The sequence below is a fragment of the Streptomyces sp. NPDC039480 genome (genome assembly GCF_055597165.1).
In genome coordinates, this window is record NZ_JBVITX010000001.1 from 1,015,301 (window position 1) to 1,028,130 (window position 12,830).

Here is a 12,830-nt window from a genome sequence, read left to right on the forward strand (position 1 = left end):
GTCAGTGCGGCCGGTTCGCGTCGGGGATCTCCAGGTGGATGGGTCTGCCCTCGGACAGGAAGAGCAGGACGAACCTGCGGATGGCCTCTTCCATGGCCCAGGCGGCCTCCGGCACCAGGGGCAGCGGAATCAGCTTCTCCCGGAAGGCCACCAGGAGGGGCCACGCCTTCGAGATCAGCGGCTGCCAGAACGGTTCCCTGGACAACCCGATCATGTCGCCGATCCGGTCGCCGAGCGTGTACCGCGAGAACGCGCTGACCAGGGGCCGCGTCACCCCGGCGTCGAGCTCGGCGACGATGTCGAGGAGCACCTCGGTCAGCTTGACCCCCTCGTCCGTGCGGGCGAGGACCGGGTCGAGGAGCTGCCTGGACTGCGCGTTGGCCGCGTCCCAGGTGGCCGGGATGTACTCGTCATGGACGCCGAGCATATGGGCGGTCACCTGCCACACATGCAGATACGCCTCGGACTCGGCCCGGGAGACCGGAACGTCCCAGTCGAGCAGCTTGCGCATGACGAAGGTGGCCAGACTGTGCCAGGTGACCAGCACGTCCGCCTGACTGATGGGAATCTTCTGTCCGTCGCTCGTTCCCGACCAGCCCGGGGACTTGGGCAGCAGATTGCGTACGGCCGCGTGGACCAGCCGGGTCCGTACCGCGGTCGCGATCATCGAACCCTGCGGCTGGTACGCGTCCAGGTCCCCGACGTCGTACCCGAACTTCGCGGTCTTGGCGATGCGGTCCTTCATGTCCGCGCCGCCCTTGGAGTAGTAGACGGCCCGCGCCTCCCTCGGGATCGCCGTACTCATCAGCCCGCTGCCGAGGCCGTACAGCGCACCGACGTAGATCCCCTTGGTCTTGTTGAACCTCGCGGCGGTCTCGAGCTTGGCCCGGTCCGCCCACGGCGGCAGCCGGCGCGCCTTCTCCATGAACTCCGCCAGGTCCCGCGGGAGTTCGTCGGGCAGCGGCTGGTCGTTGCGGGTCCAGTTCCGCAGCAGCTGGTTGACCTTCGGTATGTCCCCGCGGTCGAGCAGCGAGCCGAGCAGCCGGTCCGCCTCGTCGTCCCACATCAACTGCGGGTCGGCGCCCGCGCCCGCCCCGGCCACCGAGCCGCTCGCGGCCCATGACCACAGAGGCCGCGCGCTCGCGGGCGACGCCGCGCCCAGCACGCCGAGGGCGCCCAGCGCACCGCCCGTGAGCAGCATCTTGCGCCTGCTGAGTTCGTCCATCAGGGAACTCCTCCTTCTGTAGGGCTCGTTGGTCAGGCGGGGCGGTTGGTGTCGGGGATGTCTATGTGAATCTCACGCCCTTTGGAGAGATAGAACAAGATGTACTTGCGGGCCGCTTCGTCGATCGTCCAGGCGATCTGCGGCACCAGGGGCAGCTTGATGAGACCCTCGCGGAACGCCACCAGGGGCGGCCAGGCGGTCTTGACCGCCGCTTCCCAGAACGGCTCGCGGGGGATGCCGTCCCAGTCGGCGATCCGGTTGCCGACGAGGTACCGGGCGAAGGCGTTGACGAGGGGCCGGTCGACGCTGCCGGGGCTCGTCTGCTCGGCGAGCTGCCCCAGGAGGATGTCGGTCAGTTCGACGCCTTCCGGTGTGGGGCCGAGGACCGGGTCCAGGAGCTGTTTGGACTGCGCCTCGGCCGCCTCCCAGGTCGCGGGGATGTACTCGTCGAGAATGCCGAGCATGTGCGCGGTCACCTGCCACACGTGCAGATAGGCGTCGGACTCGGCGGAGGTGATCGGGACCTTCCACTCACGCATCGTGCGCATCGCGTAGGTGGGCAGCGTGTGCCAGGTGACCAGCATGTCCGCGAGGCTGATCGGGATCTTCTGGCCGTCCCCGGTGCCGGTCCAGCCCGGCGACTTCGGCAGCAGGTTGCGTACCGCCGCGTGCACCATGCGGGTCTTCACGGCCTCCACGACGCAGGTGCCGCCGGGCCGGTAGGCGTCCAGGGCGCCGACGGCGAAGCCGAGCTTGCTGGTCTTGGCGACCCGGTCCTCCATGTCGGCGCCGCCCTTGGAGTAGTAGACGGCCCGCGCCTCGCGGGGGATGGCGGTGCTCAGCATGCCGCCGCCGATGCCGTTGAGGATGTTGAGGTAGAGGCCCCTGCCCTCGTTGAACTTCGCGGCGGTCTCGAGCTTGGCCCGGTCCGCCCACGGCGGCAGCCGGCGTGCCTTCTCCATTAACTGCCGCAGGTCGCGGGGGAGTTCGCTTGGAAGGGGCTGGTCGTTGCGGGTCCAGGTGCGCAGGAGTTCGTTGACCCTCGGCACATCGCCCCGTGCGAGGACGGCACCCAGAAGTTCGTCGGCCTCGTCGTCCCACACCCACTGCGGGTCGGTGCCCGCACCCGATCCGGCCACCGAGCCGCTCGCCGCCCACGTCCACGTGGACCGCGCGCTCGCCGGCGACGCCATGCCGAGCACGCCGAGCGCGCCCAGCGCACCGCCCGTGAGCAGCATCTTGCGCCTGCTGAGTTCGTCCATTCCCGGAACTCCTCCTTGAGTCGCCTCAGCGCTGGCTGATACCCTGCCTGATACTCTGATACAGAGTCTGTAGCTGTGTTTCATCGAGAGAAGCACAACCCGGATCGGAGCACCAGACTGTGGAACCCGCATTTCCCTTTCTCGCCGCGCCACAGGACTCGGACTCCGTGCTGGATCGCGCGTTCGCCGAGGCCGCAGAGCGGGCCGAGGCCACCGAGCAGACCGGCGACGACCACGACGAGGTCACCGCGCGCGTGCTCGACGCGGCCTTCGAGCAGTTCCGCCGCATGGGAATCCGGCGGTCCACGATGGAGGACGTGGCCCGCCGTGCCGGGGTCTCCCGGATCACGGTCTACCGCCGGTTCGCCTCCAAGGACGCGCTCGTCGAGCAGGTCGTCCGCCGCGAGTTCCGGCGGTACTTCGACCAGTTCATCGTCGATGTCCGGGGCGCGGAGACCGTCGCCGACCGCGTGGTCCTCGGCTTCGTGAGCTCGCTCCGCGCCATTCGCGGCAACCCGCTCATCGGCGGTCTGATGGACGCGGAGCCGGACGCGGTCGTGCCGTCCATGACCACGGACGGGGGTCGCACGCTGGCCGTCGTGCGGCAGTTCGTCGCGGGCAGGCTGCGCCGCGAACAACAGGCGGGCAACGTCGCGCGCGACGTGGACGTGGACGTCGTCGCCGAGCTGATGGTCCGGGTGTCGGCGTCCTTCCTGGTCATTCCCAGCCAGGTGGTCGACATCGACGACGAGGAGCAGGTGCGGGCGGTGGCGCGCCGGTTCCTGGTACCGATGCTGGGACCGCCGCCCACCCGGTGAACGCGATGCGCCCTTGCCCCCTGATCTTCGGCTCTTGACTCTGTTCGAGGAGGAACGCGCACCATGCCCCGAGTTCTGACGGACGAGCGACGCGACCTGGTCAAGGCGGTCGGCGATTTCTGCCGCCGCGAGTGCGGCACCAAGGAGCAGCGGGACAAGCTGACCGAGGGCGGCCGGGAGCCGCACAACCAGAAGCTCTACGAGAAGATGGCGGAGCTCGGCTGGCTGGGCATCGTCGTCCCGGAGGAGTACGGCGGCGCGGGCCTCGGCATGGCGGAGCTGTGCCTGTTCCTGGAGGAGACCGCGTACGGCCTCGCGCCGATCAGCGGCTTCTCCACCACGGTCATCGCCGCCGCGGCCTACGACAAGTTCGGCACCGAGGAGCAGAAGCGCGTCGTGCTCGAAGGCGTGGCGGGCGGCAGGGTCGAGGCCATCTCGATGTCCGAGCCCGGCGCGGGCTCCGACGTGGGCGCGCTCACCTGCCGCGCGGACCGCACCGACGGCGGCTACGTGATCAACGGACAGAAGACCTGGTGCTCGAACGCGCACATCGCGGACCACATCCTGCTCATCGCCCGTACGTCGCACGGGGCGTCCAAGCACGACGGCCTCACCCAGTTCATGGTGCCGAGCGACGTCGAGGGCCTGGAGATCAGGGGCATCGACACGATGGGCGGCCGGGAGGTCAACGACCTGTACTTCACCGACTGCTTCGTCCCCGACTCGGCGGTCGTCGGCACCCCGGACCAGGCCTGGCCCCAGCTGATGGCCGGCCTCAACCTGGAGCGGATGATCCTCGCCGCGCTGATGCTGGGCACCGCCCGCCGCGCCTTCGACGACACCCTTCGGTACGTGCGCCAGCGCGAGCAGTTCGGCCGGCCCATCGGCTCCTTCCAGGTCCTCAAGCACCGCATCGCCGACATGGCCACCGAACTCGAATGCGCCCGGCTCCTGGTGGACGACGTCGCGGCCGCCATCGACGCCGAACCGGGCCGGGTCTTCGCCCGCGAGGCCTCCATGGCCAAGCTCAAGTGCACCGAACTCGCCAAACACGTGACCTTGGAAGGCATGCAGATGATGGGCGGCTACGGATACGCCACCGAGTACGGCATGGAAGCCCTGCTGCGCTCGACCGTCGTATCCACCGTGTACGGCGGGACGAGCGAGATCCAGCGCGACATCATCGGCAGGACGTACGGGCTGTAGAGGCCGCCCGGCGGCGCTGGTGTCAGGGCGCGGAGCCGGGATACTGGTCGCGGACGTCCGCGTCACCCGTCAGGAGAGGCTCGCATCATGCCCGAGCACATATCCACGCCCGATCCGGCGTCCGGACCCGCGCCCGGGCCCCGGCCCGACCCAGGGCTCTTCGGGCCCGCCTCCGTGACCTGGCAGGCACACTCCGACCCCATGATGTGGATCGCCGGTATCCGCGCCCTCTACCTCCAGGCCCTGCACCCGCGCGCCGTCCGCGGTGTCATGGAGAACTCCGACTTCCGCAAGGACGCCTGGGGCCGCCTCATGCGCACCGCCAACTTCGTCGGCACCACGACCTACGGCACCACCGAGGTCGCCGAGAAGGCGGGCGCCCGCGTGCGGAAGATCCACACGATGCTCCAGGCCACCGACCCCGAGACGGGGGAGCGCTACGGCGTCGACGAGCCCGAACTGCTGCTCTGGGTGCACTGCGCGGAGATCGACTCCTACCTCCACGTCGTACGCTGCTCGGGCCTCCGCCTCACCGACGCGCTGGCCGACCGCTACGTCGACGAACACCGGCAGAGCGCCCGCCTGGTCGGCCTCGACCCCGCGGACGTACCCGCGTCGACGGCCGAACTCGCCGCCTACTTCGAGGAGATGAGGCCCCGGCTCGCCGCCGGACGGGATGCCCGCGCCGTCGACGACTTCCTGCAGCGCCCGCCGACACACCCCCTGCTCGTCCCGGCGCGCGACCTGCTGTGGCGGCGCGTCGCGAACCTGGCGTACGCGTCCCTGCCGCCGTACGCCCACGCCCTGTACGGCAGGGCCGCCCCACCACCCGCCACGGTCACCCGCCGCCTCGTCCTCACCGGCACCGTCCTGCGCCGCATCCCCGCGCGTGTGCGCTGGCAACTCCCGCCCAAGCACATCCTGCGTGCCGTGGCCCGACTCGGTCCCGGCAGCCGCCCCGCCCCGTACAAACTCCACAGACGGAACGCCATACTGGACGGGCCGGGGAGGGCGCAGCGAGGCAACGGGGGCGACAACACGAGATGGCGGACACCAGGCTGATCCAGAGCCGGTACCGGCTCCTGGATCTGATCGGGCGCGGCGGTATGGGCGAGGTGTGGCGGGCGCGCGACGAGTCGCTCGGCCGCCAGGTCGCCGTCAAATGCCTCAAACCGATGGGGCACCAGCACGATCAGGCCTTCGCGGGTGTGCTGCGCGAGCGCTTCCGGCGCGAGGCGCGCGTCGCGGCGGCGCTCCAGCACCGAGGCGTCACCGTCGTCCACGACTTCGGCGAGTCCGACGGCGTCCTGTACCTCGTCATGGAACTCCTCGAAGGGCGCAACCTCAGCCAGCTCCTCGAGGACAACAAGCAGCACCCCTTGCCGGTCGCCGACGTCGTGGAGATCGCCGACCAGGTCGCCGCCGCCCTCGCGTACACCCACGAACAGGGCATCGTGCACCGGGACCTGAAGCCCGCGAACATCATGCGGCTCGCCGACGGCACGGTGAAGATCTGCGACTTCGGCATCGCACGCCTCGGCGCCGACATCGGCTTCACCTCCCGGCTGACCGGCACCGGCATCGCGATGGGCACCCCGCACTACATGTCGCCCGAGCAGATCGGCGGCGACCCCGTCGACCAGCGCAGCGACCTCTACTCCTTCGGCTGCGTGCTCTACGAGATCGCCACCGGCGCCCCGCCGTTCGACCTGGAGGACGCCTGGGCCGTCCTCGTCGGACACCGCGACACCGCACCCGAACCACCCCGCAGGCACCGCGGCGAACTGCCCGAGTACCTCGACCGGATCGTCCTCGACCTGCTCGCCAAGGAGCCCGGCGACCGCCCGCCCGACGCCCGGGAGCTCGGCCGCCGCATCGCCGCGGGCCGCACCTCGCTCACGTACGTCCCGACCGTCGCCACGCCCCCCGTGCACCGCCGCCACGACCACCTGCCGCCGCACGAACCGCGGCTGCCTTCCTGGACACGCGGCATGACCACCGGGCACAAGGCGAGCGGCGCGTCCGTGCTGCGCACCACCCCGCCCGACGCGGCCGCGGGCCTGACCGGCGAATGGATCCCACGCGTCGACGCCCGCCGCGCCGCGGCCCCACGCCAGCCCGAACGGCCCACGCCCTCACCGGAATTGGTCGCCACTCTCACGAGTCGCCACAACGCGGGCCTCAGCCTGGGGCGGCTCGGCCGCTGGGCCGAGGCGGGCGAGGTGCACCGCGCGGTCGCCGCCGAACGCGAGCACGCCCTCGGCCCCGACCACCCCGACACGCTCGCCAGCCGCTACGAGGTCGGCTTCACCCTCAGCCGCACCGGCCGCGCCGCCGACGCACTGCGCGAGTACGACCGCGTGGCGCGAGGCCGGGAGCGGACGCTCGGCCCCGACCACCAGGACACGCTTGCCGCGCGCCAGGAGATGGCGTACGTCCTGGGCCAGCTCGGACGGCACTTCGAGGCCCACCAGACGTACACCTCGGTGCTCGCCGCCCGCGAGCGCACGGCGGGCCCCGACCACCCGGACACGCTGCGCTGCCGCCACAACCTCGCGTACAACCTGAGCCGCCTCGGCCGCCTCGAGGACTCCTACCAACTGGCCGAGGAGGTCGCGGCGGCCCGCGCACGGGTGCTCGGCCCGACCCACCCGGACACGCTCGTCACCCGCTACGAAGTGGCTTACGCACTAGGCCAGTTGGGCCGCTGGCCTGAGGCCCTGCAGACCTACCGCGAAGTCGCCGAAGCCCGCGTGCGGGCCCTCGGCGCCGACCACCCCGACACGTTGACCGCCCGCTACGAGGTCGGGATAAGCCTCGGCAGGCTCGGCCGCAGCGCCGAGGCGCTGGAGCTGTACCGCGACCTGATCGACGACCGCACGCGCGTCAACGGCCCCGCCGACCCCGAGACGCTGCGCGCCCGGCACGGGTTCGGGGTGAATCTGGGACGCCAGGGCCGCTGGGAGGAAGCACTCGCGGAGGCCCGTGACGTGTGCGCCATCCGCGAGCGGGTCCTCGGCGCCGACCACCCCGACACGCTGGTGAGCCGCCGCGAGGTCGCCGTCGGCCTCGGCTGGCTCGGCCGCTGGGCCGACGCGCTCACCGAATACCGCAGGGTCGCCGCCGCCCGCGAGCAGGTCCTCGGCGCCGACCACCCCGACGCGCTCGCCAGCCGCAACGACGAGGCCCACTGTCTGGAACAGCTGGGCCGCGGCACCGAGGCCGTCGAGCTCTACCGCCGGGTGGCGGCGCTCCGGCAGCGGCGGGGCGCCGGAAGCCACTGAGGCTCCGACGGAGTCGACCGCACCGGCGTACGGGCGCAGGATGGAGATAGCGCAGACAGAAGGAGGTGCGGCGCCATGTCGAAGTTCATGGACGTCCACCACGGGATGAACGGCATCACGGCGGAGGACCTGAAGAAGGCCCACGAGGCAGATCTCGCCATCGAGAAGGAAGAAGGCGTCCACTTCGAGAAGGCATGGGCGGACCCGCAGTCCGGCACGGTCTACTGCCTCTCCGAAGCACCGTCGGCCGAAGCGGTCCAGCGCATCCACGAACGCGCGGGCCACCGGGCCGACGAGGTCCACCCGGTGCCCCTGACCGTCTGACCCGAGCCCCGGGTCAGGGCAGCGGCGGGGACGAGCCCGGTGGGACGAGGCCGCTCTGGTAGGCCGCGGCCACCGCCTGGGCGCGGTCGCGCACGCCGAGTTTCAGGAGGATCCGGCCGAGGTGGGTCTTGACCGTCGCCTCGCCGATGAAGAGGTGGGCGGCGACCTCGGCGTTGGAGAAGCCGTGCGCGACCAGGACGAGTACCTCGCGCTCGCGTCCGGTGAGCGCCGCCAGCTCCTCGGGTGCGGGCCTGATCCGCTCCGGCCGCGCGGCGAACTCGGCCAGCAGATCGGAGGTCACCGCGGGGTCCAGCCAGCCGTCCCCGGCGGCGAGCGCCCGGACCGCGCCGACCAGTTCGTCGGGGGCCGCGTCCTTGAGCAGAAAGCCGGAGGCGCCGGCCCGCAGCGCCTGATAGACGGCCTCGCTGACGTTGTACGTCGTCAGCACGAGCACCCGGGCCTCGCCGGGGAAGGCGTCGGCGGTGATCCGCCGGGTCGCCTCGACACCGTCCATGCCGGGCATCCGCACGTCCATGACGACGACCTCGGGGCGCAGCTCGGCCGCGAGGGCCACGGCCTCGTCGCCGTCCGCGGCCTCGCCCACCACCTCGATGTTCTTCTCGCCGGTGAGCAGCATGGCGAGCGCGGAGCGGACCATCGCCTGGTCGTCCGCGAGCAGTACCCGGATCATGACGCGGCCTCCTGCCGGAAGTGTTCCTCTGTCGGCAGGGTGGCGGCGACACGGAAGCCACCCTCCCCGGTGGGCCCGGCGGCGAACGTGCCGCCGCACACGGCCACCCGCTCACGCAGCCCGATCAGCCCGTGCCCCGTCGAGAGCGCGGAGCGGACGGCCGCCGGAGTGCCCCGGCCGTCGTCGGTGACCTCGACGCTCAGCAGCCCGTCGGCCCCGCGCCAGTCGAGGCGTACGACCGTGGCCGCTCCGGGACCCGCGTGCTTGGCCGCGTTGGTGAGCGCCTCCTGCACCAGCCGGTACGCGGTCAGGTCCACGCTCCTCGTGAGCGCCGCGGGGACGCCCGTCACCGCCACACGGGCGTCGAGACCCGCCTGGCGCACCCCGTTGAGGAGCGGGTCCAGGTCGGCGAGCCCGAAGCCGGCCCCCTCGGCGGCGAGCCGCTCACCGTCGGTGCGCAGCACCAGCAGCATGTGCCGCAGCTCCGCTACGGCCGTCTTGCCGCTCGACTCGATCTGATCGAGCGCGCGCTCGACCCGGTCCGGGTCGGTCCGCAGCACATGGCGGGCGCCTCCCGCCTGCAGCACCATGACGGTGACCGCGTTGGCGACGATGTCGTGCAACTCCCGCGCCGTGCGCGCCCGTTCGGTCAGGATCGCCTCCTGGGCGCGGGCCAGCGCGAGCCCGTCCCTGGCGGCCGCAGCCCGCCCCGCCCGCACCCACCGGCCGACGCCCCACACCTCCAGGTTGAGCAGTCCGTAGAAGCAGGCCACCCCGAGCAGGGAGGTCAGCCGCTCCGCGGCGGGTACGTCGGCGAGCGCCGCCCGCACCGACAGCGCGACCGGCACCGTCACGCAGACCAGCGCGGGCACGGCCCACCGGGCGCTCTGCAGGGCGGCGACGGTGTACAGCGCGGCGAGCAGCGCCAGAGTCGGGCTGTAGTCGAACACCGCGGCGAACGTGAGCAGTTCACCGCCGAGGGCATGGGCCCACACGCAGCAGAACACCGTACGGGGGGCGCGCCGCCGCGCCGCGAGCACCGCGTAACCGAGGACGGCGTACCCGACCGTGAGCAGCCGGTCGGCCGTGTCGACGTTCGGGAGCGCGAAGTCCGAGAAGAGGAACAGGTCGGGCAGCAGCAGGGCGGCGGCGAGCACCGAGTCCTGGACGGCGGGCGCCGCCCGGTACAGGGACAGCCCGCCGAGGGTGGCTCCGGTCCCGGCGGCCATCACGGTCCGGTCGGCGGGTGCGGGTCGTCGCGGTCGGGGTCGTCACGGTGCGGGGCATCACGGCGCGGGGCACCGCCGTGCGGCGGGCGCGGGTCGTCGGGGCGGGGCGGGTGGGGCAGGCATGTGCGGATGACCCGGCAGGGGCCGGCCGCGAAGGCGTCGAACGCCTCGAAGGCGCCGGACGCCCCGGACCTGTCCTCGGTCGCCCCGGCCCGGCCCGCCTTCCCGGGCCGGTCGGGCACCGGCGCGTCGTAGCCGAGCGTGCGCATCGCCGCCCACAGGTCGCCGCCCTCGGCGTGCAGTACCTCGGCCAGCCGGCGCTGGGTGGAGGGCTCGGCGCGCACCACGTACCGCGACCGCCCCGCCAGCCGGACCACACTGGCTCGCACGCCCGGCGCGGGGTCGCCGGAGCCGAGGTGCTCCACGTCGGACACGGCGATCCGCTCCACCGGGCCGCAGCCCGCGGGCACCGGCGCGATCACCGCGACCAGCGCTCCCGGCGGCCGGACGAGGAGCGGCGGCGGATCAGGGACGAGGAGCGCGTCCCTGTCGACGAGGAGCGCCCGGGCGCCGATCGGTTCGAGGGTGACGTCCGCAGCCGTGACCAGCACGGTTGCCTCGTCCATGGGGTCGGTCCAGTCGCTCATGGACCCATGAAACTTTCTCTTCCCCACGCAGAAACGTACCCCCTGGGTCGTACACCCGTAATCCACTCCGGAGTGGACGCGAGGGTAGCCCTGATGCGCGCATTCTCATGGGTGTCGGAAACACGTCCGACGTCGAGAAGGACCCGGGAGACAGTCATGGGATACCAGGTCAAGTTCTACCAACTGCGGTGCATCGAGACCGAGGACAACGGCGAGGACGAGCTGTGGGTGGACTTCCGCGGCCAGCGCGTCTGGGGCCGCGGTGACATCAACAACGGCCAGGTCATCAACGTCAACAACGGGCCGTTCACGATGGTCAACAGCGGGGCCGACGTCGTCTCCATGTGGGACAAGGACGACTTCGACCCGGACGACCACCTGGGCGACTTCCACATCAGCCCCGCCGTCTCGGGACGCGGCGAGCAGGTCGCCGTGTTCCGCAACAACGGTGCCCACTACACCCTCACCTACGAGGTGCGGCCGGACAACTGGTAGGCCGCTTCCGGACGCCCCCATGACCATGGGTGCGTACACGGCCCCCGGCGCCGGGGGCCGTGTTAGGAAGAGCCATGCCTGATCGTGATGCGTACGACGCCGTCATCGTCGGCGGTGGCCACAACGGTCTTGTCGCCGCCGCCTATCTCGCCCGCGCCGGACGGTCCGTCCTGCTCCTCGAGCGGCTCTCCGCGACCGGCGGCGCCGCCGTCTCCAGCCGGCCCTTCCCTGGGGTCGACGCGCGGCTCTCCCGCTACTCGTACCTGGTCAGCCTCCTCCCCAAGAAGATCGTCCGGGACCTCGACCTCGACTTCCGGGTGCGCACCCGCACCGTGTCCTCCTACACGCCGACCGAGCGCGACGGCCGCCCCACCGGCCTGCTCGTCGGCGGCGGCGAGGCCCGCACCCGGCAGGCGTTCGAGCGGCTCACCGGCGGCCGGCGCGAGTACGACGCCTGGCGCGACTTCTACGCCATGACCGGGGAGGTCGCCCGCCGCGTCTTCCCCACGCTCACCGAACCCCTGCCGAGCCGCGCCGCGCTGCGCACCCGCGTCGACGACGACACCGCGTGGCGCACCCTCTTCGAAGAGCCGATCGGCACCGCGATCGAGGAGCGCTTCGCCGACGACCTGGTGCGCGGCGTCGTCCTCACCGACGCCCTCATCGGCACGTTCGCCGACGCCCACGACCCGTCCCTGCGCCAGAACCGCTGCTTCCTCTACCACGTCATCGGCGGCGGCACCGGCGACTGGAACGTGCCCGTCGGCGGCATGGGCGCCCTCACCACGGCCATCGCCGACTCGGCGCGCGTGTCGGGCGCCCGGCTGCGGACCGGATGCGAGGTGACGCGGATCGCCACCGACGGGCGGCGCGCCGAGGTGACGTACGCGACGGAGGACGGCGAGCGGACCGCGGGCGCCCGCCACGTCCTCGTCAACGCGTCGCCGCAGGCCCTCGCCGAGCTCCTCGGCGAGGAGCCGCCACCGCCCGCCGAAGGCGCCCAGTTCAAGGTCAACATGCTGCTCAGACGGCTGCCGCGGCTGCGCGACACGTCCGTCGACCCGCGCGAGGCGTTCGCCGGCACCTTCCACATCGCGGAGGGGTACGAGGAGTTGGCGGCCGCGTACGCCCAGGCCGCGGCCGGCACGCCACCCGCCGCGCCGCCCTCCGAGATCTACTGCCACTCCCTCACCGATCCGACGATCCTCGCCCCCGACCTCGTCGAGAGCGGCCACCAGACCCTCACCCTCTTCGGGCTGCACACACCGGCACGGCTCTTCGCCCGCGACAACGACGCCGTACGCGCCGACCTCCTGAAAGCGACCCTCGCCCAACTGGACGCACACCTCGCCGAGCCGATCGCCGACTGCCTGGCCCTCGACGCCGAAGGACACCCCTGCGTCGAGGCGAAGACCCCGCTCGACCTGGAGCGTGACCTGCGGCTGCCCGGCGGCAACATCTTCCACCGCGAGCTCGCCTTCCCCCACGCTGAGGAGAACGCCGCCGCGGAGGGCGCCGGGCGCTGGGGAGTGGAGACCCGGCATCCGAACGTCGTGCTGTGCGGCGCGGGCGCGGTGCGCGGGGGCGGCGTCAGCGGCATCCCCGGGCACAACGCCGCGATGGCGGTCCTGGAGGCCTTGGGCTGACGA

12 protein-coding genes are annotated in these 12,830 nt (G+C 72.1%); 7 read left to right on the forward strand and 5 right to left on the reverse strand.

Annotation, left to right across the window (positions count from 1 at the left end; all coding sequences use genetic code 11):
* Window position 1: 1 nt before the first annotated feature.
* Together ACZ56E_RS03795 and ACZ56E_RS03800 are read right to left on the reverse strand one after the other, a co-directional pair.
* Window positions 2-1,225: an oxygenase MpaB family protein gene (locus ACZ56E_RS03795; protein ID WP_471210660.1), complete on the reverse strand. Its 1,224-nt coding sequence runs from the start codon at window positions 1,223-1,225 to the stop codon at window positions 2-4.
* A 32-nt stretch (window positions 1,226-1,257) separates the two neighbouring features.
* On the reverse strand, window positions 1,258-2,487 hold the full coding sequence (locus ACZ56E_RS03800) for an oxygenase MpaB family protein (RefSeq protein WP_471210662.1): 1,230 nt from the start codon (window positions 2,485-2,487) through the stop codon (window positions 1,258-1,260).
* A 167-nt stretch (window positions 2,488-2,654) separates the two neighbouring features.
* On the opposite strand from ACZ56E_RS03800, the gene ACZ56E_RS03805 reads away from it, so the two are divergent.
* The 5 genes from ACZ56E_RS03805 (at window position 2,655) to ACZ56E_RS03825 (ending at window position 8,119) form a co-directional block, all read left to right on the forward strand.
* Window positions 2,655-3,305, forward strand: coding sequence for a TetR/AcrR family transcriptional regulator (locus tag ACZ56E_RS03805; RefSeq protein WP_471210665.1), 651 nt, complete (start codon window positions 2,655-2,657; stop codon window positions 3,303-3,305).
* A gap of 63 nt (window positions 3,306-3,368) precedes the next feature.
* Window positions 3,369-4,511, forward strand: a complete 1,143-nt coding sequence (locus tag ACZ56E_RS03810; RefSeq protein WP_468606421.1) for an acyl-CoA dehydrogenase family protein — start codon at window positions 3,369-3,371, stop codon at window positions 4,509-4,511.
* 87 nt (window positions 4,512-4,598) lie between these two features.
* A complete protein-coding gene (locus ACZ56E_RS03815) occupies window positions 4,599-5,573 on the forward strand; it encodes an oxygenase MpaB family protein (RefSeq protein WP_471210668.1) in 975 nt (324 codons plus the stop codon).
* The gene (locus tag ACZ56E_RS03820; RefSeq protein WP_471210670.1) at window positions 5,555-7,795 is read left to right on the forward strand and encodes a serine/threonine-protein kinase; all 2,241 of its coding nucleotides are present in this window, start codon (window positions 5,555-5,557) and stop codon (window positions 7,793-7,795) included. The genes ACZ56E_RS03815 and ACZ56E_RS03820 overlap by 19 nt, the downstream gene beginning before the upstream one ends.
* Window positions 7,796-7,870: 75 nt before the next feature.
* Complete coding sequence (locus ACZ56E_RS03825) at window positions 7,871-8,119, forward strand: SCO4226 family nickel-binding protein (protein ID WP_471210673.1); 249 nt, start codon at window positions 7,871-7,873, stop codon at window positions 8,117-8,119.
* A gap of 13 nt (window positions 8,120-8,132) precedes the next feature.
* On the opposite strand, the gene ACZ56E_RS03830 is transcribed toward ACZ56E_RS03825, so the two are convergent.
* The 3 genes from ACZ56E_RS03830 to ACZ56E_RS03840 are packed head-to-tail and all read right to left on the reverse strand — an operon-like array spanning window position 8,133 to window position 10,686.
* Window positions 8,133-8,810 carry a response regulator gene (locus tag ACZ56E_RS03830; protein ID WP_468606415.1) on the reverse strand — a complete coding sequence of 226 codons (678 nt, stop codon included), beginning with the start codon at window positions 8,808-8,810 and terminating at the stop codon, window positions 8,133-8,135.
* Complete coding sequence (locus ACZ56E_RS03835; RefSeq protein WP_471210676.1) at window positions 8,807-10,039, reverse strand: sensor histidine kinase; 1,233 nt, start codon at window positions 10,037-10,039, stop codon at window positions 8,807-8,809. The genes ACZ56E_RS03830 and ACZ56E_RS03835 overlap by 4 nt, the downstream gene beginning before the upstream one ends.
* Window positions 10,039-10,686, reverse strand: coding sequence for a hypothetical protein (locus ACZ56E_RS03840; protein ID WP_471210678.1), 648 nt, complete (start codon window positions 10,684-10,686; stop codon window positions 10,039-10,041). Before ACZ56E_RS03840 ends, ACZ56E_RS03835 begins: the two co-directional genes overlap by 1 nt.
* 156 nt (window positions 10,687-10,842) lie before the next feature.
* On the opposite strand from ACZ56E_RS03840, the gene ACZ56E_RS03845 reads away from it, so the two are divergent.
* Together ACZ56E_RS03845 and ACZ56E_RS03850 are read left to right on the forward strand one after the other, a co-directional pair.
* The gene (locus tag ACZ56E_RS03845) at window positions 10,843-11,181 is read left to right on the forward strand and encodes a hypothetical protein (protein ID WP_468084503.1); all 339 of its coding nucleotides are present in this window, start codon (window positions 10,843-10,845) and stop codon (window positions 11,179-11,181) included.
* 74 nt (window positions 11,182-11,255) lie between these two features.
* Entirely contained in the window at window positions 11,256-12,827 is a 1,572-nt protein-coding gene (locus ACZ56E_RS03850) for a phytoene desaturase family protein (RefSeq protein WP_471210681.1), read from the forward strand.
* The last annotated feature ends 3 nt before the right edge of the window (window positions 12,828-12,830 follow it).

Bases quoted from the DNA above. Each gene is read 5' to 3' on its own strand.
- ACZ56E_RS03795 (WP_471210660.1), bottom strand. From the start codon at position 1,225: ATGGACGAACTCAGCAGGCGCAAGATGCTGCTCACGGGCGGTGCGCTG.
- ACZ56E_RS03800 (WP_471210662.1), bottom strand. From the start codon at position 2,487: ATGGACGAACTCAGCAGGCGCAAGATGCTGCTCACGGGCGGTGCGCTG.
- ACZ56E_RS03810 (WP_468606421.1), top strand. From the start codon at position 3,369: ATGCCCCGAGTTCTGACGGACGAGCGACGCGACCTGGTCAAGGCGGTC.
- ACZ56E_RS03815 (WP_471210668.1), top strand. From the start codon at position 4,599: ATGCCCGAGCACATATCCACGCCCGATCCGGCGTCCGGACCCGCGCCC.
- ACZ56E_RS03820 (WP_471210670.1), top strand. From the start codon at position 5,555: ATGGCGGACACCAGGCTGATCCAGAGCCGGTACCGGCTCCTGGATCTG.
- ACZ56E_RS03825 (WP_471210673.1), top strand. From the start codon at position 7,871: ATGTCGAAGTTCATGGACGTCCACCACGGGATGAACGGCATCACGGCG.
- ACZ56E_RS03830 (WP_468606415.1), bottom strand. From the start codon at position 8,810: ATGATCCGGGTACTGCTCGCGGACGACCAGGCGATGGTCCGCTCCGCG.
- ACZ56E_RS03835 (WP_471210676.1), bottom strand. From the start codon at position 10,039: ATGGCCGCCGGGACCGGAGCCACCCTCGGCGGGCTGTCCCTGTACCGG.
- ACZ56E_RS03840 (WP_471210678.1), bottom strand. From the start codon at position 10,686: ATGAGCGACTGGACCGACCCCATGGACGAGGCAACCGTGCTGGTCACG.
- ACZ56E_RS03845 (WP_468084503.1), top strand. From the start codon at position 10,843: ATGGGATACCAGGTCAAGTTCTACCAACTGCGGTGCATCGAGACCGAG.
- ACZ56E_RS03850 (WP_471210681.1), top strand. From the start codon at position 11,256: ATGCCTGATCGTGATGCGTACGACGCCGTCATCGTCGGCGGTGGCCAC.